The 23,876-nt window shown below is 34.8% G+C and carries 19 protein-coding genes; 10 read left to right on the top strand and 9 right to left on the bottom strand.

Going from position 1 to position 23,876, the window contains the following annotated elements; genetic code table 11:
• Positions 1-188: 188 nt before the first annotated feature.
• Genes GYM75_RS05190 through mmuM form a run of 3 tightly spaced genes read left to right on the top strand, consistent with a single transcriptional unit; the run spans position 189 to position 4,118 of the window.
• Entirely contained in the window at positions 189-1,733 is a 1,545-nt protein-coding gene (locus GYM75_RS05190; protein WP_220217099.1) for a DUF945 family protein, read from the top strand.
• Positions 1,734-1,786: 53 nt separating this feature from the next.
• Complete coding sequence (gene mmuP / locus GYM75_RS05185; RefSeq protein WP_220217098.1) at positions 1,787-3,184, top strand: S-methylmethionine permease; 1,398 nt, start codon at positions 1,787-1,789, stop codon at positions 3,182-3,184.
• A complete protein-coding gene (mmuM, locus tag GYM75_RS05180; RefSeq protein ID WP_220217097.1) occupies positions 3,177-4,118 on the top strand; it encodes a homocysteine S-methyltransferase in 942 nt (313 codons plus the stop codon). The genes mmuP and mmuM overlap by 8 nt, the downstream gene beginning before the upstream one ends.
• Positions 4,119-4,262: 144 nt before the next feature.
• On the opposite strand, the gene GYM75_RS05175 is transcribed toward mmuM, so the two are convergent.
• Entirely contained in the window at positions 4,263-4,817 is a 555-nt protein-coding gene (locus GYM75_RS05175; protein WP_220217096.1) for a YbhB/YbcL family Raf kinase inhibitor-like protein, read from the bottom strand.
• A gap of 87 nt (positions 4,818-4,904) precedes the next feature.
• Positions 4,905-5,516, bottom strand: a complete 612-nt coding sequence (locus tag GYM75_RS05170; RefSeq protein ID WP_220217095.1) for a riboflavin synthase subunit alpha — start codon at positions 5,514-5,516, stop codon at positions 4,905-4,907.
• Between the two features lie 308 nt (positions 5,517-5,824).
• Here GYM75_RS05170 and crcB point away from each other — a divergent pair, with 308 nt between their 5' ends.
• Complete coding sequence (gene crcB, locus GYM75_RS05165) at positions 5,825-6,202, top strand: fluoride efflux transporter CrcB (protein ID WP_220217094.1); 378 nt, start codon at positions 5,825-5,827, stop codon at positions 6,200-6,202.
• 98 nt (positions 6,203-6,300) lie between these two features.
• Positions 6,301-6,699 carry a cell division inhibitor SulA gene (locus GYM75_RS05160; RefSeq protein WP_220217093.1) on the top strand — a complete coding sequence of 133 codons (399 nt, stop codon included), beginning with the start codon at positions 6,301-6,303 and terminating at the stop codon, positions 6,697-6,699.
• A gap of 638 nt (positions 6,700-7,337) precedes the next feature.
• Here the strand turns inward: GYM75_RS05160 and guaA are convergent.
• Complete coding sequence (gene guaA, locus GYM75_RS05155) at positions 7,338-8,921, bottom strand: glutamine-hydrolyzing GMP synthase (RefSeq protein WP_220217092.1); 1,584 nt, start codon at positions 8,919-8,921, stop codon at positions 7,338-7,340.
• A 320-nt stretch (positions 8,922-9,241) separates the two neighbouring features.
• On the opposite strand from guaA, the gene GYM75_RS05150 reads away from it, so the two are divergent.
• Together GYM75_RS05150 and GYM75_RS05145 are read left to right on the top strand one after the other, a co-directional pair.
• Positions 9,242-9,673 carry a hypothetical protein gene (locus tag GYM75_RS05150; protein WP_220217091.1) on the top strand — a complete coding sequence of 144 codons (432 nt, stop codon included), beginning with the start codon at positions 9,242-9,244 and terminating at the stop codon, positions 9,671-9,673.
• Between the two features lie 3 nt (positions 9,674-9,676).
• Positions 9,677-10,141 carry a MarR family winged helix-turn-helix transcriptional regulator gene (locus tag GYM75_RS05145; protein ID WP_220217090.1) on the top strand — a complete coding sequence of 155 codons (465 nt, stop codon included), beginning with the start codon at positions 9,677-9,679 and terminating at the stop codon, positions 10,139-10,141.
• 244 nt (positions 10,142-10,385) lie between these two features.
• On the opposite strand, the gene GYM75_RS05140 is transcribed toward GYM75_RS05145, so the two are convergent.
• Both GYM75_RS05140 and GYM75_RS05135 read right to left on the bottom strand, forming a co-directional pair.
• A complete protein-coding gene (locus GYM75_RS05140; RefSeq protein ID WP_220217089.1) occupies positions 10,386-13,718 on the bottom strand; it encodes an autotransporter outer membrane beta-barrel domain-containing protein in 3,333 nt (1,110 codons plus the stop codon).
• Between the two features lie 128 nt (positions 13,719-13,846).
• Positions 13,847-14,323, bottom strand: coding sequence for a toxin-activating lysine-acyltransferase (locus GYM75_RS05135; protein ID WP_220217088.1), 477 nt, complete (start codon positions 14,321-14,323; stop codon positions 13,847-13,849).
• 287 nt (positions 14,324-14,610) lie between these two features.
• Here GYM75_RS05135 and GYM75_RS05130 point away from each other — a divergent pair, with 287 nt between their 5' ends.
• A complete protein-coding gene (locus GYM75_RS05130) occupies positions 14,611-15,360 on the top strand; it encodes a glycosyltransferase family 25 protein (protein ID WP_220217087.1) in 750 nt (249 codons plus the stop codon).
• A 214-nt stretch (positions 15,361-15,574) separates the two neighbouring features.
• Here the strand turns inward: GYM75_RS05130 and pta are convergent, their stop codons facing one another.
• Positions 15,575-17,725, bottom strand: coding sequence for a phosphate acetyltransferase (gene pta / locus GYM75_RS05125; protein ID WP_220217086.1), 2,151 nt, complete (start codon positions 17,723-17,725; stop codon positions 15,575-15,577).
• Positions 17,726-17,794: 69 nt separating this feature from the next.
• Positions 17,795-19,000 carry an acetate kinase gene (locus GYM75_RS05120; protein ID WP_220217085.1) on the bottom strand — a complete coding sequence of 402 codons (1,206 nt, stop codon included), beginning with the start codon at positions 18,998-19,000 and terminating at the stop codon, positions 17,795-17,797.
• Positions 19,001-19,194: 194 nt separating this feature from the next.
• Between GYM75_RS05120 and yfbV the strand changes: the two genes are divergently transcribed.
• Complete coding sequence (yfbV, locus tag GYM75_RS05115) at positions 19,195-19,650, top strand: terminus macrodomain insulation protein YfbV (protein WP_220217084.1); 456 nt, start codon at positions 19,195-19,197, stop codon at positions 19,648-19,650.
• An 11-nt stretch (positions 19,651-19,661) separates the two neighbouring features.
• Positions 19,662-20,168, top strand: a complete 507-nt coding sequence (gene priC, locus GYM75_RS05110; RefSeq protein ID WP_220217083.1) for a primosomal replication protein PriC — start codon at positions 19,662-19,664, stop codon at positions 20,166-20,168.
• A 36-nt stretch (positions 20,169-20,204) separates the two neighbouring features.
• Here priC and plsY read toward each other — a convergent pair whose 3' ends face one another.
• Both plsY and uvrA read right to left on the bottom strand, forming a co-directional pair.
• Positions 20,205-20,801, bottom strand: coding sequence for a glycerol-3-phosphate 1-O-acyltransferase PlsY (gene plsY / locus GYM75_RS05105; RefSeq protein ID WP_220217082.1), 597 nt, complete (start codon positions 20,799-20,801; stop codon positions 20,205-20,207).
• 169 nt (positions 20,802-20,970) lie between these two features.
• Positions 20,971-23,811, bottom strand: coding sequence for an excinuclease ABC subunit UvrA (gene uvrA, locus GYM75_RS05100; protein ID WP_363317434.1), 2,841 nt, complete (start codon positions 23,809-23,811; stop codon positions 20,971-20,973).
• Between the last annotated feature and the right edge of the window lie 65 nt (positions 23,812-23,876).

Below are 23,876 nucleotides of genomic sequence, written 5' to 3'. Positions count from 1 at the left end.
GCAAATACTTTTTTGTAATAACTTCTTTTCAACTTATCATTCCTCAATTATTCATACTTTAGGCTATAATAAATCATTAGGTTATATCAACCATATCCATTAGAATTAACTACTATTATTCTGTGTTCAAGATTAATATAAACGATGCAATAATAAACAGTTATTATTGCAATTAAAGCGAGAAAACAATGAAAAAAATTAAATTTACGATAGGAATAGTGACAGTTTTAAGCATAGGATATTTAGGTTCAACTTGGTACATTGGCAATAAAATTGAAAAAGAAATTGATAATACCCTGTCATTAATTAGTGAAAACATTAATAGCAGCAATGATATGAGTAAGATCAATATAACCAAAAGTCATTATGATAAAGGTCTATTTTCAACGAAATTACACCTGACTATCACCGAATCATTAGATTATCAAACGGAGCTTGATAATAATAAAAATATCCTCTTTAGTGATGATATTACGATTTATCACGGCCCTTTTCCTTTCGTCAATATCGCAAAAGGTGATTTCACGCCTCAAGTCGCAACGATAGATTATCAAATGACTGAAAAAGCATTTCCCGAGCTTTGGAAATGGTCGAATAACCAATCATTCATCACTGGTCATGCCAGTTTAAGTTTTCAAAAAGAGTTCAATATTTATTTGAAAAATAACCCTATTAATATAAATCTGGTCAATCATGTGTTTGGCGAAAATAATTTCTACCTATCTGAAGGTGAATGCTTTTTCAACGTTTCTAAAGATTTTTCAACTGTCAGCATAAATTCACATTGGGACAAATTAGAATTAACATCGGAATTCAGAAACCTATCCTTAAAACTTGATCAAGTTTCTATCAAAACTGAGCCCGAAAGCAGTCATAACTCTTTAAATTATGTATTGGAATTGAAAAATCTTTATTATTCAGAAGAAAATTATGATCTTGTTGACAGAAATAATAAAAATGAAATGACATATAAAAAAGAGCTAAATTTTCAGGATGTGAAAGCTGTCAGAAATGGTGATTTCAAAAATGGAATATTACAAAACAATTTAGCCATTAATAAAGTTATATCCCAGAATATTTTCAATGACAACGCAACCGCTATATTAAACCAAATATTAATAAATCAATCCGTAAATCAAACTGATGAGAATTATTATGATTCAATAAACTTTAAAATAGGCTCATTAACGTATGGAAACCAAAACCTTGGTTCAATCTCATCGAATAATGAATTTATAAATATGGATGGAATCAGTATGCTGTCGTTTGTATTAGGCAAATTTGGATATGGATTCGAATCGAGCGATCCTCATTATGTTAATCCTGATAAACTTAATAGGAGCATGTCCTATAAATTTAATTGGCATACTAATGTCGGCGATATTAATGCTGATTTATTAATTGATTATGATAGTAATGAGAGTTTTCGTGGATTATCTAGTGACGATAATTTTCATCTTTTCAAACTTAAACTTGATATGCCATTTGACGTTATAAATTATATTGCAGCTCAATTTGAAAATTATCAACAAAACATTGTTACACAAGAACAAATTGATAAAATAGTATTAGGAAATGATATAAAATCGTGGTTAGATGGATCAATTCTTTTCACTTTTGAAAAAAATGGAATGGAAGGGATATATTCAGATGCCAACTATTCAAGTGATACACATCAAGCAGAAGTGAATGGTAAAATTTATAGTGAAAACTATTTTTTCACTCATTTTTGATGTGAATTGAGACAATAAATAATTTTTTAATACGTTAGCGGACATATCATGTTATGAACAATCATCTACCTAAATCACCTGAGAATCAATTTAAACGTACTATGCAAACTCGGCATTTAATTATGTTATCGTTAGGTGGCGTTATTGGCACAGGATTATTTTTTAATACCGGTTATATTATTGCAACCGCTGGAGCCGTGGGAGCGATTATTGCCTATTTAATTGGTGCTTTGGTCGTTTTTTTAGTCATGTTGTGCCTTGGCGAACTTGCGGTTGCTATGCCCGAAACCGGTGCTTTTCATACCTATGCTTCCCGTTTCATTAGCCCCGCTACTGGCTATACCGTTGCTTGGTTATATTGGCTAACCTGGACAGTTGCTTTGGGTTCAAGTCTAACCGCTGCGGGTATGTGTATGCAGTATTGGTTTCCGAGTATTTCTGTTTGGGTTTGGTGTTTAATTTTTTGTGCAGTTATATTTGTTTTGAATATTGTGACTGCACAATTTTTTGCGGAAAGTGAATTTTGGTTTTCAATAATCAAAGTCATCACGATTATTGTTTTTATTATTGCGGGCAGCGCAGCTATTTTTGGTTTTATACCGATGAAAAACGATATGCCAGCCCCATTTCTACACAATATTACAGATAATGGTTGGTTTCCACATGGATTGACACCTATCATCATGACAATGGTATCGGTTAATTTTGCCTTTTCTGGTACTGAACTAATCGGTATTGCCGCGGGTGAAACTAAGCAGCCTGAAAAAAGTATTCCTTTAGCCATAAAAACAACCATTTTACGGTTAATCATCTTTTTTGTTGGCACTATTTTTGTACTGGCGGCTTTATTACCCATGGAACAAGCAGGCGTCATTAAGAGTCCTTTTGTGATGGTTTTTGAAAATATTGGTATCCCATATGCTGCCGATATCTTTAATTTTGTGATTTTAACTGCCATTTTATCTGCGGCTAATTCAGGACTTTATGCATCGGGTCGAATGTTATGGTCGTTATCAAATCAAGGTACCTTGCCAAAATGTTTTTCAAGATTAACCGCTAAAGGGATTCCAACCACCGCAATAACAGTGAGTATGTTAGGTGGATTACTGGCGCTGTTCTCCAGTGTGATTGCACCTGATACAGTCTTTGTTGCATTAACGGCTATTTCAGGTTTTGCCGTGGTTGCTGTTTGGTTAAGTATTTGTGTATCACATTACTTTTTTAGACAAAAGCTTTCTCAAGAACAAATCATTAATTTAAAATATAAAGCGCCCTACTACCCTTTAGTCCCGATTCTAGGCACGATTTTGTGCGTGATTGCCTGTATTGGATTGGCTTTTGATCCTGAGCAACGAATAGCGCTATATTGTGGCATCCCTTTTGTCATTGTTTGTTTTATTGCTTACCATTTTACGCATAAGTATCAAACTCGAGTAACTCAAAATGATTAATAACAATCCTTTTAAGAATTTATTAAACCAAAAAAACTTTATCATTGTTGACGGTGCACTTGCCAGCGAGTTACAACGTCGTGGATGTGATTTAAATGATAGTTTATGGTCAGCAAAAGTATTATTTGAGCAGCCTGAATTGATTCAGCAAGTTCATTATGACTATTTTAAAGCTGGCGCAGACTGTGCCATTACAGCAAGCTATCAAGCAACACCCTTAGGATTTTCCAAAAAAGGGATTAATCTCAATGATTCTATTGCGTTAATACAAAAAAGTGTTGAACTTGCACAACAAGCTAAGCAACAGTATTTAAGCGAATTAGTCCAACCTAGACCTTTACTCATAGCGGGGTCTGTTGGGCCTTATGGCGCCTATTTAGCTGACGGTTCCGAATATACGGGCAACTATCAACTGAGTGAAGAAGCCTTTATGGAGTTTCATTATGTCCGCATAAAAGCACTTATCGATGCCAATGTGGATTTACTCGCTTGTGAAACCCTGCCTTCTTTTACTGAAATAAAAGCATTAACAAAGGTGATTAAACAATTTCCTAAAATAAGTTGCTGGTTTTCATTTACACTGAAAGATGATCAGCATCTCAGTGATGGAACACCGTTATCTTTAGTTGTCGAATATTTAAATAATATTGAGCAAATTGCCAGTGTAGGCATCAATTGCATTGCATTAGAAAAAGTGACATCGTCACTAAATGTGTTAAATAAACTCACATCAAAACCATTAATCGTTTACCCAAATTCTGGCGAAGTATATGATCCTTTAACCAAGCAATGGCACCCTAACTCGCAACATAATTGTACCTTTGCTAATCAGTTAACAAACTGGATAGAATCTGGCGCTAAATTAATTGGTGGTTGTTGTCAAACCACGCCTAATGATATTGCTAATATTGCTAGATTCCTGCAAGACAAATAAAATTTTTCTTTTTAGTTAGTATACAAAACCAAATAATGTTGATTTTGTATACTTTCTTTTGATTAGTTGATTTTACTATTATCAACCTTTTCTTTTATATTTTTCAACCAATATAAGGCTATATGTTGATTAATAACTTTCTCATCAACGACCGTAATTAAAGGTAATGGATGCTTTAGCAATTTGATGCGAATTGATGATAAAACCAACTAAAGCCGGGGTTGTTTTATCATCAACATTGATATTGTCTATATCAAGTGCATAGAGTGTAAATTGATAACGGTGATTAGAGTTTTCTGGTGGGCAAGGTCCGCCATAATTTGCCGTACCAAAATCATTACGAACTTGCTGACTTCCCTTAGGCAATAAATCAATATGATTACCTGCTGATTGCTTTAACTCTGTTGTATCAACCGGAATATTGACAACCGTCCAATGCCACCATCCTGATCCGGTTGGCGCATCAGGATCATACATGGTGAATGCTAAACTTTTTGCTTCTTTAGGTACATTATTCCATACAATGCTTGGCGAAAGGTTCTTACCCTGACAACCAAATTGATTGTAAATAAATTGATCTGTAAAACCATTTTTATTTAGGTCAGGACTGGATATCTGCATTTCAGATGCATAACTGTAACTAGTAAATAACAATAATACTCCGTAAAACAAGGGTTTCAATTTAGTAGAATGACGCATGTTTACTCCTTATGTTTTAAATGAATAAAATAAATAACCAACTTATTGACTAATCGACAGTTTACATCACAATGTTCTATTTCAACCTCATTTAAACTTAGTTGCTAATACTCGCTCAACCGTATCAACTATCGCTTGAGTCTGTGAATCAATTTCAATATTGACTTTATCACCAACTTTTTTATGTTTAAACGTTGTTATCGCTAATGTTTCAGGAATAAGGTGAATTTTAAAACTATTTTCATCTACTTCGCCCACGGTTAAACTTGCGCCATCAATGCCGATAAAACCTTTATATAAAACATACTTTATAAACTGCTTGGGTAGTGTGAGTTGCATCTGGCAATTGGTTGCCGTTTTTTGAATATCAACAATCGTTGCTGAACAAGAGATGTGTCCAGACATGATATGTCCACCGACTTCATCACCATATTTTGCACTACGTTCTATATTGACATAATCATTCAGTTTTTTATCGCCTAATGTGGTTAAAGCTAGCGTTTCTTGCATGATATCAAATGAGACCCAATCATCTGCAAAACCGGTTACCGTTAAACAACATCCATCATTCGCAATTGACGCACCAATTTCAATATTTTGCGTTAGCTGACTTGGAAGTTTAACTTTATAAGTTCGTAATTTATCTTGATCGTTAATATCAATTATTTGACCAACACCTTGTACAATACCCGTAAACATATTATTTCCGTTTGAATCTTTTGAGATCTCCATTCTATCGTAATCTAATAATAAATTTCTATGATTATCATTCATTCCTTAACAAATCAATTTAATCGGTTAAGATAGTTTTGAATAACATATGTTAATGACTATTGGATATACCCTAACGACTCTATTTTTTTGATATCCTATTGAAATTCAGTTGTTTAAGTAGCGTTTTTAGATTTTGTTTGACAAGAACTAGCCAATATTCATTAAGTCATTCTATAATGACATTCTCTCTAACTGAGTAATGATTATTTCTCACATTTTATTAAGGATTGTTGATGCTAAAACTTATTTTAGCCATTTCATTCGGTTCTGTAGCGGGTGGTTTACTTCGATGGTTTTTATCGCTTAAATGCAATGTGATTGCCTTTACTATTCCATTAGGGACACTATTATCTAATTTAATTGCTGGCTATATTATTGGTTTTGCCATCGCTTTTTTTAATCATTCAAATCTTCCTCCTGAATGGCGTTTACTAATTGTCACTGGCTTTTGTGGTGGATTATCAACTTTTTCTAGTTTTTCCGCTGAAATTGTTAATCTATTGCAAGAAGGACGAATAGCCTGGGGACTAGCCACAATAGGTATTCATGTTGTTGGTTCTGTGTTGATGACTTTTTTAGGAATATTGACTTTTCAATATTTTCGATCGTAATCATAATGCTAGTTATAATTAATTACCACAAATTATATTTACAACCTAAAAATACTGTATTAATATACACTGTATATTAATACAGTTAAGAGGGCGTTATGCTTATTGAACAATCAACACAACAAATGATGGCGTTTGAGTTTGAATCTCCTTTTCAACAAGTCATACAACAACAACGCCCGCTATTACGATCATTTAATAAAGCAAAAAAATGGCAACTTTGGTTATCTGATAGACCGATGTTAAAACGATCTTGGATTAACTTTGCAGGTTTAGATAAGCAAAAAGTGATCCATATTACCAATATCAAAAATGAAAACCTAATAGCAACTATTGAAAAAGCCTTACAAAATAAAAATTGTAGCTATGTTGTTGCTTGCATTAAGCATCTTAATGAACAAGATAAAATACGTTTGCATCAAGCGGTGTTAGCCAGTGATACGACACTATTTTTAGTAAATGATGAATCAGGAAAACAATTTACTCAATATCATTAATCGTTAAAAGTAAAATTTTGGGTAAATTTAGATTCATTTATGGGATTCTAATAACTATCTTAAATAGCATAACTTTAGCTTACTTTTTTATCATATTCTCTAAAATAGAGGTTAAAAAGCTCAATCTTAGCTAAACCAATCCCCCCTTTTTCTGCTTTTATAATGAAAGGAGTTGGGGGAAAATCACTTCAACTTATAGACAAAACTTTCCTGATTTATTATGCATTGCTTTCCATAAAGAGCAGGTTTAGGCAAACATTACTTATCAGTTATCGAGCTACTTCCTCATCTCAACTAAAGAAATAAATGGTACTCACCAAATATTCAAGTGATATGCCGTTTATTTTTTTAAATCAAACCTAATGTTACTAAACCTGACTTTTCAACGCTAAAAGATAATGAATACAATATAGGTTTTGATAAACTTTATTTTTCCTATTTATTCGCTACAATTTGGTTTCTGCTAACACTTAGATACTTGCCTAAATGCTATTTAATTTTTTACCCTAATACTAAACGGTAAAAATTAATTATTTCACTAAAACAAGACGCATTTTTGCGGACAAAAAAAGCCAGTGACAAAATAGATATCACTGGCTTTTATAAATTTTAAAAGATGTGAATAAAAGTATCGGGCTTTATTCCCACTCAATCGTCGCTGGCGGTTTACCGCTGATGTCATAGACAACGCGAGATATTCCGTTTACTTCATTAATGATCCGATTTGATACTCGTCCTAAGAAGTCATATGGCAGATGAGCCCAGTGAGCGGTCATAAAGTCGATAGTCTCAACTGCACGTAACGAGACAACCCAGTCGTATTTACGCCCATCCCCCATTACACCGACTGAACGTACCGGTAAAAATACGGTGAAAGCTTGGCTGACTTTGTGGTATAGGTCGGCTTTATACAGTTCTTCGATAAAGATCGCATCAGCTTGACGGAGTAAGTCACAATACTCTTTTTTCACTTCGCCAAGTACTCGAACGCCTAAACCAGGTCCAGGGAATGGATGACGATATAACATGTAATATGGTAAACCTAACTCTAACCCAACTTTACGTACTTCATCTTTAAAAAGTTCTCGTAGTGGTTCCACTAACCCCATTTTCATCTCTTCTGGCAAACCACCGACATTATGATGCGATTTAATCACATGTGCTTTACCGGTATCAGCTGCCGCAGATTCGATCACATCAGGATAAATAGTACCTTGTGCTAACCATTTCACATCTTTGAGTTTTGCCGCTTCTTCATCAAACACAGCAACAAATTCACGCCCTATAATCTTGCGTTTAGCTTCGGGATCGGCCTCCCCTTTTAGGGCTGCTAAAAAGCGGTCTTCGGCATTCACGGCTATAATATTTAACCCAAATTTATTGCCGAACATGTCCATAACTTGCTGCGCTTCGTTCAAACGTAATAAACCATGATCGACAAAAACACAGGTCAGCTGATCACCAATGGCTTGATGGAGTAATAATGCCGTAACAGAAGAGTCAACGCCACCCGATAACCCTAGTAATACTTTATCTTTGCCGACTTTTTCTTTTATTCGGGTAATTGCATCGGTAATAATAGAAGATGGTGTCCATAGCTTTTCACAATGACAAATATCGATTACAAACCGTTGGAGCAACTCAAACCCTTTTATTGTATGAGTGACTTCGGGGTGAAACTGAACGCCATAAAATTGCTTTTCATCATTAGCCATGATGGCAAATGGGCAGGTTTCTGTTCGACCAATGACCGTAAAACTATCCGGTAAAGTTGTGACTTTATCACCATGACTCATCCAGACATCAAGTTGATCTATACCATCGTTGTTAGTACTATCTAAAATGCCGTCAGTTAATTTTGAGCGTCCGATAATGTCGACTTTAGCATAACCAAACTCACGTTGATTTGAAGCGGTGACTTGTCCACCTTGACCAACTTGAATTGCCATAGTTTGCATACCATAACAGATACCTAAAACAGGTACACCTGCGTTAAAAACATATTCGGGGGCTCTTGGGCTATTTTGTGCTGTCGTACTTTCTGGCCCACCCGATAAAATAATCCCTTTAGGATTGAATTGTTTAATTTTTTCTTCCGATACATCCCACGGCCAAAGCTCACAATAAACACCAATTTCACGAATCCGACGTGCAATTAATTGGGTAACTTGTGAACCAAAATCAAGAATTAAAATACGTTGCTGGTGGATGTCATTTTTCATCAAATTTGTTCCTAAACTATGGTCTATTACAAAATCAAGGTGGTATTGTATCATTTACCGACTAAATTGAACGGATTAAATAAAAAAACAATTGTAAATATTTTAACTTTGCAAGTTTCAACATATCCTGATATGGCATTTTATTTTGTTGATAAAACGACAATCCTTATATGAATTAGTCAGATCTTAATTATTTTCTTTTTGAATTAACCAACTGATTTTAATAATGAATATAAATTTTTTTTAATAAAATAAAATTTCTTTACTTATTTAATAAGTATACTTATAATAAGCTAACTTATCAAAAAGAGGAAAAAACGATGAATACTATTTCAATTTCTTTTGTACTACCAACAAAGGCTAAACCTTCTAAAATATGGCCATACTATACAGATCTTAATTTCAGAAAATTATGGGAAACCGATCTTGAAGATTTTCGTATCACTGGCGAGTTAAAAACTGGTTCTAAAGGTATTTTTAAATTACAAAATATGCCAGAAATGGACGTGACGTTATCTAAAATAATTAATGAACAAGAATTTACCGAACAATTTGATATGCCTGACATAGGTTTACTCTATTTTTCACATCAAATTATTGAATTATCGCATAATCAATATGCATTGAAGTCAGAAATTTCATTAAAACCGGATTCGAAATTGGATACTCATGCATCTTATAATTTTATTAAACAGATTTCGGATGATATTATTGATAAAACATACAAATTAAATAGTTTAGTTGAAGGGTAAGTCATGGCAAAGGACAATAAGTTTTTGACGCAATTCCAATCTGATTCCGACTCTGTTGGTTTTCTTTTTATGAAAACTTATTCGTCCTGGCATACAAATATAAAAAATTGTTTAAAAAAGCAGTCTATCACACATCCCCAATTTATTGTGCTAGCGACCCTAGCTTATTTATCTCAATATCCTGATGAGATAACACAAGTTATTCTATCCCATAAAACGAATATTGATGTCATGACTATTTCTCAAATATTAGAGAATTTAGAAAAAAAAGATTACATTAAACGCACTTGTTCTATCAAAGATAGTCGTGCAAAATCAATTGTATTAACGCAAAAAGGGCTTGATAAGGCAAATGAAACCGTTCCTTTAGTTGAACAAATGGATCATGAATTTTTTTCAATATTAAAAGAGGATAAAAAGCACTTTATGACGATGCTTTTAACACTCTTAAAAAACCAAACTGATTGAAGAATAGCTTGAGTTAAAAATTTAAGTATTTGCTTTTTTAAGCTATTCATTATGATTATTGAGTTATCTTGCTGCAAACTTAGTTGATTAATAAGTCTAAAAAAATCAATATTTTTTATTATGTAACTGACTATTATGTTAGATAAAAAATATACGTAATGCTAAACAAGCCATTACGTATAAGATGAGTGTAACATTGATAACAATTTGAAACTAAATCATAATTTACATTATTAATTTACACTTACCATTTATGTTCAATACCGATATTTCCTCGATAACCTTGCCGTTTGGTATTTCCAAAATCGTGTTCGTAGCGAGCATCGCCATAAAGATAAGTCTTTTCAAATAAAGGCGTTTTTAACCCAACGCCCAATTCTCCCCATGTACGAGCATAATTTTCACGCAGTTTATCTCTACCTATGGTAACTTGGCTTGGCTTGATAAAGTCATGCAGAATATTACCAATTGCATAGAATGTGGTATGCTGCTCAACTGTTGCTCGGTTATTATTACCCAAACGAATACCGATTCTACCCCGTAATAGATCCTGATTATTTTGATCAACACGACGATATTTATCTTTAAAACTATCTAAATCAACATATTGGTACACTAATTGAACTTGAGGCTCAACTATCCAATAGTCTTTATCAAGATCATTCTGATTTATTTTAAAGGTGTGCCCAGCTTCCGCCGAAATGGCAAATGCCCACCCATTTTGAGTATGTGGATTATTACCATTACGAGCTTCATATTTATTACGTAAATAGGAAAACTGTCCAACTAAATCTAAATAGTTATTCTCTACTGAAAAATAAGTATTGGTTAATCCCAAGCTCAATGATTCTGATTTGCCTTTTCCTGTTCGTTTATTATGGTCAATTATCCCATGTACAGCTCGATATTTATCGGAAAAGTCGGTATACGCTTTGCTATAGGTTAAGTAGATACCTGTATAATTATGGCTTCCATCATCACTTACATTATTCAGCAAATCATGACCGAATTGGAATCCATATATATCGCTCTCTAAATTTAATCGATCTTTGCCATCTTGTTTTATATGTTTGCCTAAAATCCTTCCCCAAGTTTCAATTAAAAACTCGTCACAAGTATTACAATTTGCTAAATCAAAATTGGTGTATTCTCCCCGACGTTCATGTAAAGAACCAATACTTAACAATCCTTGTTCCTGATTGACTCTCGCCATAGCAACATAGCCTGCTACCGGACTGGCAAAAATGGGTTTAGGTTTAATTGGCGTCGGCGGTTCTGGCGGCGTCGGTGGTTCTGGCGTCGGTGGTTCTGGCGTCGGCGGTTCTGGCGGCGGCGGCGGTGGCGGTGGCGGCGGTGGCGGTGGAGGTGGCGGCGGTGGCGGTGGCGGTGGAGGTGGCGGCGGTGGCGGTGGCGGCGGTGGCGGCGGTGGTGTTATACCTGCTTGCATAGTCCAGAAATATTCGTCACCATCAGCTGTTTGACGTTTTGCTAGTTGAATTTCAGTCGCGCCGTTTGTGTGCGCTTCACCATGAAAATTAAGTTCACTTTTACTTTGTCCTACATAAATCACGGGAACAGTATTTATCACTGCGTCAATTTGGCTTATATTACCATCAATCACGTTTTCTGTGCCATTCGCATCTATCGGTATCACTTTAGTCCAACCAGATGCATTACCTGTGATTTTTAACACATCAGATTGTGAATTCATCGCATAAGTATCGCTGGCATTATTCCACGATGTGTTTAATCTTATTTGAGCATCATTAGATCCGGTATAGTTACCATCGATAGTTAATATATCATTATATTTTTGATGAGAGGAATTATCTAAATTAATAATGCCTGAATTGCTATAAACATCAGCTTGTATGATAAAATCATTACCACCATCATCATTATAAGCTGCATTGATTGTTCCACCAGATTCAATTAGAATCGTATCTAATTTTGATATATTATCATTACCTTTTTTTTGCAAATTCCAACGAAAGTCATAAGCTAAATCTAACCAAACTCCTGGTTCTGTATTTGCATCAAGAACTTGACCCTCCTCCGCTTTTACTTGCCCTTTGGAAATTAACCCAGTCATACTTCCTTTACCATAAGCATTAAAGCTGACAGAGGAAACTTCATAGTTTTCATGTCCTTGTTCAACACCGTTAGCATCATACGTATTAGAAAAAAATTGATAATTAGGTGCAGTGTAATTACCGCTGACGTTGAGAATATAACCGTCTTGATGAGCATGGAGATCGGTTTCTTCACCCATAATTATAAAATTAACATTTTGTTGACCTTGATCAACAAAAATTAAATCTTTGCGTGCAACAGAACCTTCAATTACGGGATCAGCACTTGTTCCTGTTGTGGTAAATATTGCATTTTTTAAACTGATACTCATATTGTGTGATGCAGCTTGTTCAAATTGTCCACTTGAAGTCGCATCATCATGGGTACCAATTTCCAATGCATAACCATTGGTTTTAATGATCGTTTTACTATTATCAAAATTTGCTGTTAATGAAGAATTCCTAACCATTTTGATACCACTACCATTTAAAGCGTTAGTGGTATCAATAGTCAACTCCCCATGTGATTCTAAAATACCTGGCCCCTCACCTGTATTACGGGTTTTACCCAGTTTAATCCCCACACTATCCCAGTTTAACCTTGAGCTATCATTACCTTTATTAATGATGATAGTGTTTTTCTCTCCTTTCAAAATTACTTTTGGGGTTAACTGACCGTTTCGTCCTTTATTTTCTGCAACCCCATGATTGGTTGGATTGCCCGAAACATAAATACCGATTGAGCGATTTCCCGTTAATGTCATATCTAAATTATCATTGATAATAACTTGTCCTGCTGAACCATCGCCTGAATTATCATAGGCGCCTTGAATTGCTCGAATACCGTTGTTTAAAATTGGCTGGGTTTTGCCCCCCTTTGCTGTTTGATTAATTTTCAAACTATCCACTGTGATTGTACTGTATTTACCATTATACGTATCTCTCTCACCGGCATTAACGGACGAACCAGCTAATAAACCATAAGAGGCAACCGTGCCACTTGAATTGCCACCACGCGTATAGTTATCATTGATATTTAATTCCACATTTTTTGCAGTCAGATTAACATTGTGATAAGTGGCAAGACCTAGCATGTTACCGTTGTTATTCAATGTAAAATTTAAATTACCTGCATTAATTGAGCCGCCCGACACGCCATAGGTATATTGATTAGCCAGACCAGTGTAATCACCGTTTACATTGGCGGTAAGCGTTGTATCACCGACATTGAGTTGTTCATGTAATCGGCTTCGAGTAAGAATATAAAAACTGGCATTACCCGATTGGTTAACGGTCGCTGCATTAATATTATTACAGCTTGGGCTATTTTGACCGACCAAGTAAGAGCCATCGGCACTGGCGGTACAGTCTAAAGCAAACGAAGAAGCAGAGGTAACTAAAACGCATACCGTTATCATTGCTTTACTTGCTCGTCGTACTAATTCAGAACACACTATAGTAGTACCCGTGATAACATTAAATTTCGTTTGATAAATTTGGTTCATATTAATTTCCTTCAAATTAACGATAAAAAATAAGTACGACCACAAATTACTATCGAGAATGACAACGATTTATTTAAGAACCATCTGAAACTATAGAGAAAAAACAGATTTAAACTGCATATTAATGATTAGCATTGAACTTTTTTAACGACTGTTTCTGTTTTTGACTTATGATAGCCAAAAAAACAAAGATTATTTTTGAGGACTTTTTTTCCTAACGATTTGGTTAACAACACTTCATGCAGTCCAAATGGGCAAAAAAAAGATAATATCCACAAGCGTGTAGATTCCATTGGCTGATTGCATTGAACAAAATTGATATAAGGCTTTTTTTTGTTTAAATAGAGTTGCTCTTGTTCTCGATTGAGATAAGCCCAATTTAAATAACCTAGCGGTTGGTTATTGTGAATAAATAGAGCAAAATTTTTGGACTGGATAATAGGTAACAAAATGGTTAAAGCAGAGTTTAATTCCGCTTTTTTGTATTCAGGGTTTCGATTCCATAACCAGATCATAGCCCCTAATACCTCAGCTTCATTCCATGAGGTATCATGATATAAACTCGGCGCGATAACTCTAATCAAGTCTTGCTCAAGACTTTTCATATAGCTTTACCTTTGTTAACATTTACATACAATTGTATTACATAAAAGATAAAAATTCATCAATTTATTTTTTGTTCTTATTTTCATGTAATTAACTAAAGGTTTTTACTTTGGATTAATAGCAAAACTCATGATCATTAAAATCCTAAAAGATATTAGACTGTTTTCAAACCTGTTAAGTTGTAATTCCTAAATATCTTATGCTGTTATCTCTTTAATTTTTATAAATTACACATTTTTTTTAATATGCTATACTTTGCACAATTTAAGTAAAAAAATAGAAAATAATGAAAGTTTTTATCATTAATTTAGCTAGTGACTTGGAAAAACGCAATAAAATAAGAAAACAGTGCGAAACATATCGTTTAAATTTTGAATTTTTTGAGGCTATAGATGGAAATAAGCTGTCAGATAAATTCATTGAGAATAATGTCTATGATTTCTCTAATAGTTTTTTAACTAAAGGCGAAGTTGGGTGTGCGCTTAGCCATTACAATATCTATAAAAAAATTGTTGAAGATAACTTAGCCTATGCGTTAATTCTTGAGGATGATGCATTATTAGATGAAAAATTGCCCAATTTTTTACATAGTTTTGAAACCCAAAATACTAAAAAAGGAATTTTTTTATTAACGGCAGATTTTCATTATCTTGTTAATCGTAGTTATGAATTGGATAATTTCGAAATTGTTAAGGTGACCAAAGCTGTTAGAGCTAACGGTTATATCATAACTAATGATGCAGCAAAAAAACTAATTAATTTTCTACTACCGATTCGTTATGAAGCAGATATGTTTAAAATATTTAGACTATGTGCAAACATCAAATTATATGCAACATTACCATATCTTATATCAAGTAGTGATAAAAATCTTTTAAACTCTTCACTACATACTGACAGAGCACCTGTTATCAAACAACGTTCAGATTATAGAAAAAAATTGTTTAAAAAGGATAAAAAGCGCAGAGTAATAGCACTTTGGTTTTGGAAGCATTTTATTAGTTGGTCTGAAAAAACCAATTATTATATAGATTAAAATAGAACTTATTTTTACTGTTTACATAAGATGACAAATTATCTTTTGTCTACCTACACTATTATAAATAGCACACAATTCCCTTAAAATTGATTATTTGAATAGTAATAAAACGATTTGATGTGCTTTTTTTATAAAAACTTTTTCACTTAAATGATAAGAAAAGAGGCAATACATAATCACCTCTTTTTGTGGTTAGAACTTAAAACAACGCTTATTTAGTGACGTTTTGTTCTTGTGCTGATTGGATCGCCGTTAATGCAATGGTATAAACGATATCATCCACTAATGCACCACGAGACAAGTCATTAACAGGTTTACGCATACCTTGAAGCATAGGGCCAATTGAAACAAGATCAGCAGAACGTTGTACGGCTTTATAAGTCGTGTTACCTGTATTAAGATCTGGGAAGATAAATACAGTTGCTTTACCTGCAACTTGAGAGTTAGGTGCTTTTGATTTAGCTACATCAGGCATGACAGCCGCATCATATTGCAAAGGCCCGTCAATCATGAGATCTGGACGTTTTTCTTGAGCAATTCGGGTTGCTTCTTTCACTTTTTCAACATCAGCACCTTGACCTGAACTACCGGTTGAATAAGAGATCATTGCAACTCTTGGTTCAATACCAAAGGCAATAGCAGTATCTGCTGATTGAATTGCGATTTCAGCCAGTTCTTGCGCATTCGGATCCGGATTAATTGCACAGTCACCGTAAATGTATACTTGGTCAGGCATTAACATAAAGAATACTGAAGAGACTAAAGAGCTACCTGGTGCTGTTTTAATTAATTGTAATGGTGGACGAATTGTATTCGCTGTAGTATGTACTGCACCAGACACTAAGCCGTCAACTTCGTTTGCTTCAAGCATCATGGTTCCAAGCACAACGTTATCAGCCAATTGTTCTCGCGCAATCACTTCGGTCATACCTTTGTTTTTACGTAACTCAACTAAACGCGGAACATATTTTTCACGAATATTTTCAGGATCGACAATTTCAACAGCTTCACCTAATGTCACTCCCTGTGAAGCAGCAACTTTACGTACATCATCTGGATTACCAATTAATACACATTTTGCAATGCCACGCTCCGCACAAATAGCAGCTGCTTTAACTGTTCTTGGTTCATCACCTTCTGGTAATACCACCACTTTTTTCGCATTACGTGCAAGTTCAGTTAATTGATAACGGAATGCTGGAGGAGATAAGCGACGAACAGAATTAACCACTTGATTTAGCGATTTGATCCAATTGCTATCAATATGATCAGCAACAAAGTTTTGCGTGTTTTCCATACGCTCTTTATCATCAACAGGGATTTCTAAATTAAACTGTTGTAAACTGATTGAAGTTTGGAATGTATTGGTTTTCACCGTAAATACCGGTAAGCCTGTATCAAATGCAGGTTGGCATAATTTATAGATTTTTTCATCTATTTCATAACCACCTGTTAATAATACCCCCCCAATTGCCACACCATTCATTGCAGCTAAACTGATTGCAACTAAAACATCTACACGGTCAGCTGATGTGACAAGTAATGCATTTGGTTGTAGATGGTTAACGATATTTGGCACACTGCGAGAACAGAATGAGATGTGTTTTATACGACGGTTTTTGATCCCACCTTCATTAATGATTTTTGCATCGAAATGTTTGGCGATATCAATTGCACGACATGCACTTAAATCCATGTTCCAAGGAATGCAACCAAGTACCGGTAAAGGACTGTGCGCATTTAAATCGTCGATTGTGATTTTTTTATCATCAAATTTTGGTGTGTGATAAATTTCTGCCACATCTGGACGTGCAAGGCTTTGTTCTTCAACGGGTGCATTCACTTTATTGACAATAACACCTACGATTTTTTCATTTTTAATACCGCCAAAATTAGAACGAGCAATTTCGATTCGTTCTTTTAATTGTTCTGGAGTATCTTTACCCATATTAACAACAAAAATAATCTCAGCGCCTAATGTTTTAGCAATATTATTATTTAGTTCGTTAGCAAAAGGATAATCACTGGTAGGCACAATACCTTCAACTAAAACAACATCTGCCCCTTTGGTATTTTCAGCATATAGCGCGACAATTTCTTCCATTAACACATCTTGTTGATTTAAACCTAATAGATTTTCAACATGGCTCATTTTTAGTGGTTTTAATGCTGGTATAGATGTGTTGCTGCTCACTAAAGTGGTGGTGTTATCGGGCGCATCCCCACCTGCTCTTGGTTGAGCAACAGGTTTGAATACATTTAAGTTAATTCCTTGACGCTCCATTGCTCGAATAACACCAAGACTCACACCTGTTAACCCGACGTTGGTTCCGGTTGGGATTAGCATAATAGTACGAGACATAATCAATTTCCTCTTAATTCTTTATTAAATATAAAAACAAACCGCCATAAAGGCGGTTTTATTTGTCTTTTAAGCTGTTAGACGCGCAGCATCTTGAGCAATGACGAGTTCTTCATTTGTAGGAATAACCATTGCAATTGCTGAACCATCTTTAGTGATTGTGCCACCTTTACCAAAACGTGCAGCTAAATTGCGTTCTTGGTCAAGTTCAAATCCTAAAATTGATAATTTTTGAAGCGCCATACGACGAACTTCTTCAGCATTTTCACCGATACCACCTGTAAAGATAATCGCATCTAAACGACCATCTAATAACATTGCATATCCACCAATGTATTTGACTAAACGATGAACAAATACATCTAGGGCATTTTTCGCATTTTCATCAGTATCATAGTGATCTGTCACATAACGGCAATCGCTACTTACACCAGTTAAACCTAATAAACCTGATTTTTTATTTAACAAGTTATTGATATCAGCAACAGACATTTTTAAATTGTCGTGTAAGAAGAACATAATTGCAGGGTCGATATCGCCACTACGAGTTCCCATCACTAAACCTTCTAACGGAGTTAGACCCATTGAGGTTTCAACACATTTACCATTTTTAACTGCTGTGATTGACGCACCGTTACCTAAGTGACAAGTGATCACATTGGTTTGATCAACTGGTTTATTTAATAATTTTGCAGCTTCACGGCTAACATAGTAATGACTTGTACCATGAGCACCGTAACGGCGAACACCATGTTTAGTATATAATTCGTTAGGAATTGCATATAAATAAGCTTCTTTTGGCATGGTTGTATGGAATGCCGTATCAAACACAGCTACATTTTTATTTTTTAAATGAGGAAATGCAGCAAATGCTTCACGAATACCGATTAAATGCGCTGGATTATGTAATGGTGCAAATGCTGATGCTTCTTCAATTCCTTTTAGAACAGAATCATCAATTACAACTGATTGCGTGTATTTTTCGCCACCGTGAACGATTCGATGCCCAATAGATTTAATACTATCTAATAATTCTGGTTTTTGTGGGAAGATGCTATTAACAATAAATTTAATTGCTTCGCTATGTGCAGCTCCTGCGCCTAAAGATGCTTCGTTTTTGCTTCCATCAAGTTTCCACTTAATACGTGCATCAGGAAGATTAAAACATTCAGCTAACCCAGATAAAAATTCATCGCCATTTTCAGGATTGATAATAGCAAATTTTAAAGATGAGCTTCCGCAATTTAGAACAAGAACATTGTTACTTGACGACATAGTAATTCCTATAAATTGAATAAAAAGATATATACCAATCAAAATTGGTAACTCTACACATGATTTAATAATCGATGTGAATATACAAGGTGGCTTCTGATATTCTGCATTTTGAGATAAAATAAAGAAAGCCCCTAATTTGGATGGCACTATTTTAAGACAATAATAGGTGAATGTCGAGGAATCACAAATTTATGAATTTAATTAAAGCATTTAAGTCTGGTCAACGATATATGGAACTTTGTCCAAAAGATAAAGCGCTTTCGTATTCATTTCCGGAATTAAAAATCATAAACCACATAAAAACCGCGAAAAAGTATTTACCACCAATAATTATTGCGTTAGCTGTTTGGCAATATTATATGCCAGCACAATTAGCCGTGACAGTTATCACTATCTTGTTTGCGTTAAGTTTACCCATTCAGGGGATCTATTGGTTAGGTAAACGTTCACAATCTCCATTACCACTCAATTTAGTCGATAGCTATAATCATATTCAATCAAAACTAATTGAAAAAAAGATTTTGGTAGAAAATAAAGAAACGAACGAAAAATTAACCTTTGAATCTTTTATGAAGCTGATAAATTTATCCAAAAAGCATTTTGGCAACTACTTTGCTCAAGATGATAATTCAGAAACTCACAATTAAGATCAATATTCATGCAGAAACAGCTGGCATCATTAAAAAAACAAATTGATATACTTGAACAACAAGTCAATATATCCGAACGACAAAATTATCATGAACACTATTTTGATGAACATTTGTTTAATACCACCAAAATTACCGCTGATAACACATTTTATTTAGAAAAAATCAAACAAACTTATCAGTCATTAGTCAATAATGTAATGTCTCAAAAAGATGAACAAATTACTTATTTATCTGAAATGATAGTTAATCAAATCACCGCCCTGACTCGTGAATTAGCGACACATCAACTTCGCAAAGAAGAGAAATCTAAACTATCATTTCAAGAAACCCTCTATGAAAAACATTCGAGACACTTAGATTATTTACGACGATTACAAGAGATGAAATACGAATTTGAACTTTCTGCTGAGTCTATAGACCCTGTCAAAATTGCGACTCTCGATAACCGTATTTACCGGTGTGAACGAGCGATTAAAGCGATTGAATTAGAAATGGAAGATGATACTCTTTGAATAATGATATTGTTAAACAAGTTTTCTAGAACACGGTTAGTGTTTTTTAAAAAACTTACTTTTCGGTTCTTCACCTCGAGATAACCGTAAAATATTACTACTATGACGAATAATGATTAAACACGAAAGCATTGTTACAGGTAAGGTAAGCTCAGGTTTAAACAACCAAACATAAAATGGTGCTAATAAAAACCCAACAATTGCAGCAACAGATGAATATCCTGTAATGATTAAAGCTAGTACCCATGTAAGAATAAAGCACCCTGAAAAATCAAGACCTATCGGCATCATAATTCCCAAAGCAGTCGCCACTCCTTTACCACCATGAAATTGAAAAAAACAAGGGAATATATGACCAAGACAGGCAGCAATACCAATAATACCTAAAAAGAAAGGTGAGATATTTAATCGATAAGCAATATAGACTGGAATGGAGCCTTTAAGCATGTCGAATAATAATACAATTATGGCTGGTAGTTTTCCATTTAACCGCAAAATATTGGTAGCGCCTGGATTATGCGATCCATGTTGGAGAGGATTAGGAAGTTTCATGATGCGACTAACAATCAAAGCACCAGAAAGGGAACCACAAAAATAAGCAATCATAATCATTATTAAAACTTGCAAAGTCAAATTACCCCTCCTTAGATATAACAACTTTCAAATAAAATATAAAATTACAAGCTATAACACAATCAATCAATACTGTTCATTATAAGCCTAATATTCACATTAACAAAAAAACAAAGTTGGGTTGAAACGCCCAACTTTGATAAATACTTTAAGTTATGTTCAGACTATTTTACTTATTTTTTTGTTTTTCTAACAGAGGTTTTAAATATTGTCCTGTGTAAGATATTTTCGATTTTGCAACCTCTTCTGGTGTACCTTCGGCAATTATTTCACCGCCACCATTTCCCCCTTCTGGCCCAAGATCCACGATCCAATCAGCGGTTTTGACGACATCTAAATTATGTTCAATGACGACAATAGTATTACCTTTGTCACGTAAAGTATGCAATTGTGCAAGTAATTGTTTAACATCGGCAAAGTGCAAACCAGTTGTTGGCTCATCTAAAATGTAGAGCGTACTACCGGTGTCACGTTTTGATAGTTCTTTAGCTAATTTAACTCGCTGAGCTTCCCCACCCGATAATGTCGTTGCTGATTGACCAATGGTAATGTAAGCCAAACCAACATCAATCAGGGTTTGTAATTTTCGAGAGATCATTGGAACCGCATCAAAAAATTCACGCCCTTCTTCAACGGTCATATTTAAAATTTCGTTGATAGATTTACCTTTGTATTTGATCTCAAGCGTTTCACGATTATAGCGTGCACCATGACATTGATCACATGGCACATAAATATCAGGTAAAAAGTGCATCTCAACTTTAATTAAGCCATCGCCTTGACAAGCCTCACAACGTCCACCTTTTACATTAAAGCTAAATCGCCCCGGATTATACCCTCTGGCTCGTGCTTCAGGTACCCCTGCATAAAGCTCACGAATCGATGTAAAAAATCCGGTATAAGTAGCAGGATTTGAACGTGGCGTTCGTCCAATCGGGCTTTGATCTATCGCGATAACTTTATCAAAAAAGTTAAGACCTTTAATGGATTTATAAGGTGCAATATCACTTTTTTCAGCGCCATTGAGTTCATTTTGAGCGAGTGGGTATAAAGTATCATTAATTAAAGTGGATTTGCCCGATCCCGATACCCCAGTGATACAGGTAAAAAGTCCGACCGGAATATTTAATGTGACATCTTTAAGATTATTACCCGTTGCCCCAATAAGCGATAACATCCGTTTTTTATCAACTTTAGTACGTGTTGCGGGGATTTCGATTTTTTCTTTACCGGATAAATATTTTCCTGTTAGCGATGCATTATTTTCCATAATTTGTTTAGGTGTGCCTTGAGCCACAACTTCGCCCCCGTGAACCCCTGCCCCTGGACCAATATCAATCACGTAATCGGCAGCCATAATCGCTTCTTCATCGTGTTCAACCACAATGACGGTATTACCTAAATCACGTAAATGAGTCAATGTATCAATTAAGCGAGTATTATCACGCTGATGGAGACCGATAGAAGGCTCATCAAGTACATACATTACGCCAACTAAACCGGCACCGATTTGACTGGCTAAGCGAATACGTTGCGCTTCACCGCCGGATAAGGTTTCTGCCGAACGTGATAACGTTAAATAATTAAGTCCAACATTAATTAAAAACTGCAATCGGTCATTAATTTCTTTCAGAATTTTTTCTGCAATTTGGGCGCGTTGACCTGTTAACACTAAGTTGTCAAAAAATTCTTTTGCTTGTTGAGTACTTAAATCACTAATTGTCGGTAAATTTGTATCGTTAATAAATACATGTCTTGCGGTTGTACATAACCTTGAACCATGACAACAAGGACATGGGCGGTTACTGATGTATTTAGCTAACTCTTCACGAATCGTTTGTGATTCGGTTTCTTTGTAGCGACGCGTTAAGTTATTTATAATACCTTCAAAAGTATGTTTACGTTTAACAACATCACCACGATCATTGGTATAAACAAACGTAATTTCGGTACTACCTGAACCATTTAATAAAATATCTTTTATTTTTTCAGGTAATTTTTCGTAAGGCTTATCAATATCAAATTTATAGTGATCTGCTAACGATTTTAACATCTGAAAATAGTAGAAGTTACGACGATCCCATCCTTTTATTGCCCCCGCAGCTAATGAAACTTCAGGCATTTGTACAATGCGTTTAGGATCAAAGTACTGTTGAACACCTAAACCATCACATTCTGGACATGCACCTGCTGGATTATTAAATGAAAATAAACGAGGTTCTAATTCAGAAATGCTGTAACCACAGATAGGGCAGGCAAAATTAGCCGAAAATATTTTTTCTTCAGCTTTTGGATCATCCAAGTTGGCTACTTTAACTATACCATTGGTAATGGATAATGCTGTTTCAATTGATTCTGCCAGACGTAATTTTAGATCGTCACGAATACGAAAACGGTCGACGACAACTTCAATAGTGTGTTTCTTTTGTAATTCAAGTTGTGGAGGATCAGATAAATCATATACATCACCGTCTACCCTTACCCGTATATAGCCACTTGCTGAAAGTTGTTCAAATAGCTTAACAAATTCACCTTTACGTTCAGTCACCACCGGTGCGAGCAGCATATAACGATTTTCAACTGGTAATGCCATAATGCTATCGACCATTTGCGATACTGTTTGCGCTGCTAACGGTAAATTATGATTCGGACAACGAGGTTCCCCTATTCGGGCAAAAAGTAACCTGAGATAATCATAAATTTCAGTAATCGTACCGACCGTTGAACGTGGATTATGCGATGTAGATTTTTGTTCAATTGAAATCGCTGGTGATAATCCTTCAATGTGATCAACATCGGGTTTTTCCATTAATGATAAAAACTGTCGTGCGTAAGCAGATAGCGACTCGACATAACGCCGTTGCCCTTCTGCATAAAGCGTATCAAATGCTAATGAAGATTTACCAGAACCTGAAAGCCCGGTAATAACGACAAGTTTATCGCGTGGAATAATGACATTAATATTTTTTAAGTTGTGCGTTCTCGCACCTCGAATATCGATATCTTTAATTGACATAGATCTCTTCTTAAGTATGTTTTTTGAACAATTGAAATGAAAAATTAACTGTATATTAT

Origin of the sequence: Gilliamella sp. ESL0441 (assembly GCF_019469185.1) — a bacterium.
GTDB lineage: Bacteria > Pseudomonadota > Gammaproteobacteria > Enterobacterales > Orbaceae > Gilliamella.
The sequence above is the reverse complement of the archived record's forward strand: the minus strand, read 5'-3'. Positions and strand labels throughout refer to the sequence as shown.

Coding starts and splice junctions, on each gene's coding strand:
- GYM75_RS05190 (WP_220217099.1), top strand. CDS start 189: ATGAAAAAAATTAAATTTACGATAGGAATAGTGACAGTTTTAAGCATA.
- mmuP (WP_220217098.1), top strand. CDS start 1,787: ATGAACAATCATCTACCTAAATCACCTGAGAATCAATTTAAACGTACT.
- mmuM (WP_220217097.1), top strand. CDS start 3,177: ATGATTAATAACAATCCTTTTAAGAATTTATTAAACCAAAAAAACTTT.
- GYM75_RS05175 (WP_220217096.1), bottom strand. CDS start 4,817: ATGCGTCATTCTACTAAATTGAAACCCTTGTTTTACGGAGTATTATTG.
- GYM75_RS05170 (WP_220217095.1), bottom strand. CDS start 5,516: ATGTTTACGGGTATTGTACAAGGTGTTGGTCAAATAATTGATATTAAC.
- crcB (WP_220217094.1), top strand. CDS start 5,825: ATGCTAAAACTTATTTTAGCCATTTCATTCGGTTCTGTAGCGGGTGGT.
- GYM75_RS05160 (WP_220217093.1), top strand. CDS start 6,301: ATGCTTATTGAACAATCAACACAACAAATGATGGCGTTTGAGTTTGAA.
- guaA (WP_220217092.1), bottom strand. CDS start 8,921: ATGAAAAATGACATCCACCAGCAACGTATTTTAATTCTTGATTTTGGT.
- GYM75_RS05150 (WP_220217091.1), top strand. CDS start 9,242: ATGAATACTATTTCAATTTCTTTTGTACTACCAACAAAGGCTAAACCT.
- GYM75_RS05145 (WP_220217090.1), top strand. CDS start 9,677: ATGGCAAAGGACAATAAGTTTTTGACGCAATTCCAATCTGATTCCGAC.
- GYM75_RS05140 (WP_220217089.1), bottom strand. CDS start 13,718: ATGAACCAAATTTATCAAACGAAATTTAATGTTATCACGGGTACTACT.
- GYM75_RS05135 (WP_220217088.1), bottom strand. CDS start 14,323: ATGAAAAGTCTTGAGCAAGACTTGATTAGAGTTATCGCGCCGAGTTTA.
- GYM75_RS05130 (WP_220217087.1), top strand. CDS start 14,611: ATGAAAGTTTTTATCATTAATTTAGCTAGTGACTTGGAAAAACGCAAT.
- pta (WP_220217086.1), bottom strand. CDS start 17,725: ATGTCTCGTACTATTATGCTAATCCCAACCGGAACCAACGTCGGGTTA.
- GYM75_RS05120 (WP_220217085.1), bottom strand. CDS start 19,000: ATGTCGTCAAGTAACAATGTTCTTGTTCTAAATTGCGGAAGCTCATCT.
- yfbV (WP_220217084.1), top strand. CDS start 19,195: ATGAATTTAATTAAAGCATTTAAGTCTGGTCAACGATATATGGAACTT.
- priC (WP_220217083.1), top strand. CDS start 19,662: ATGCAGAAACAGCTGGCATCATTAAAAAAACAAATTGATATACTTGAA.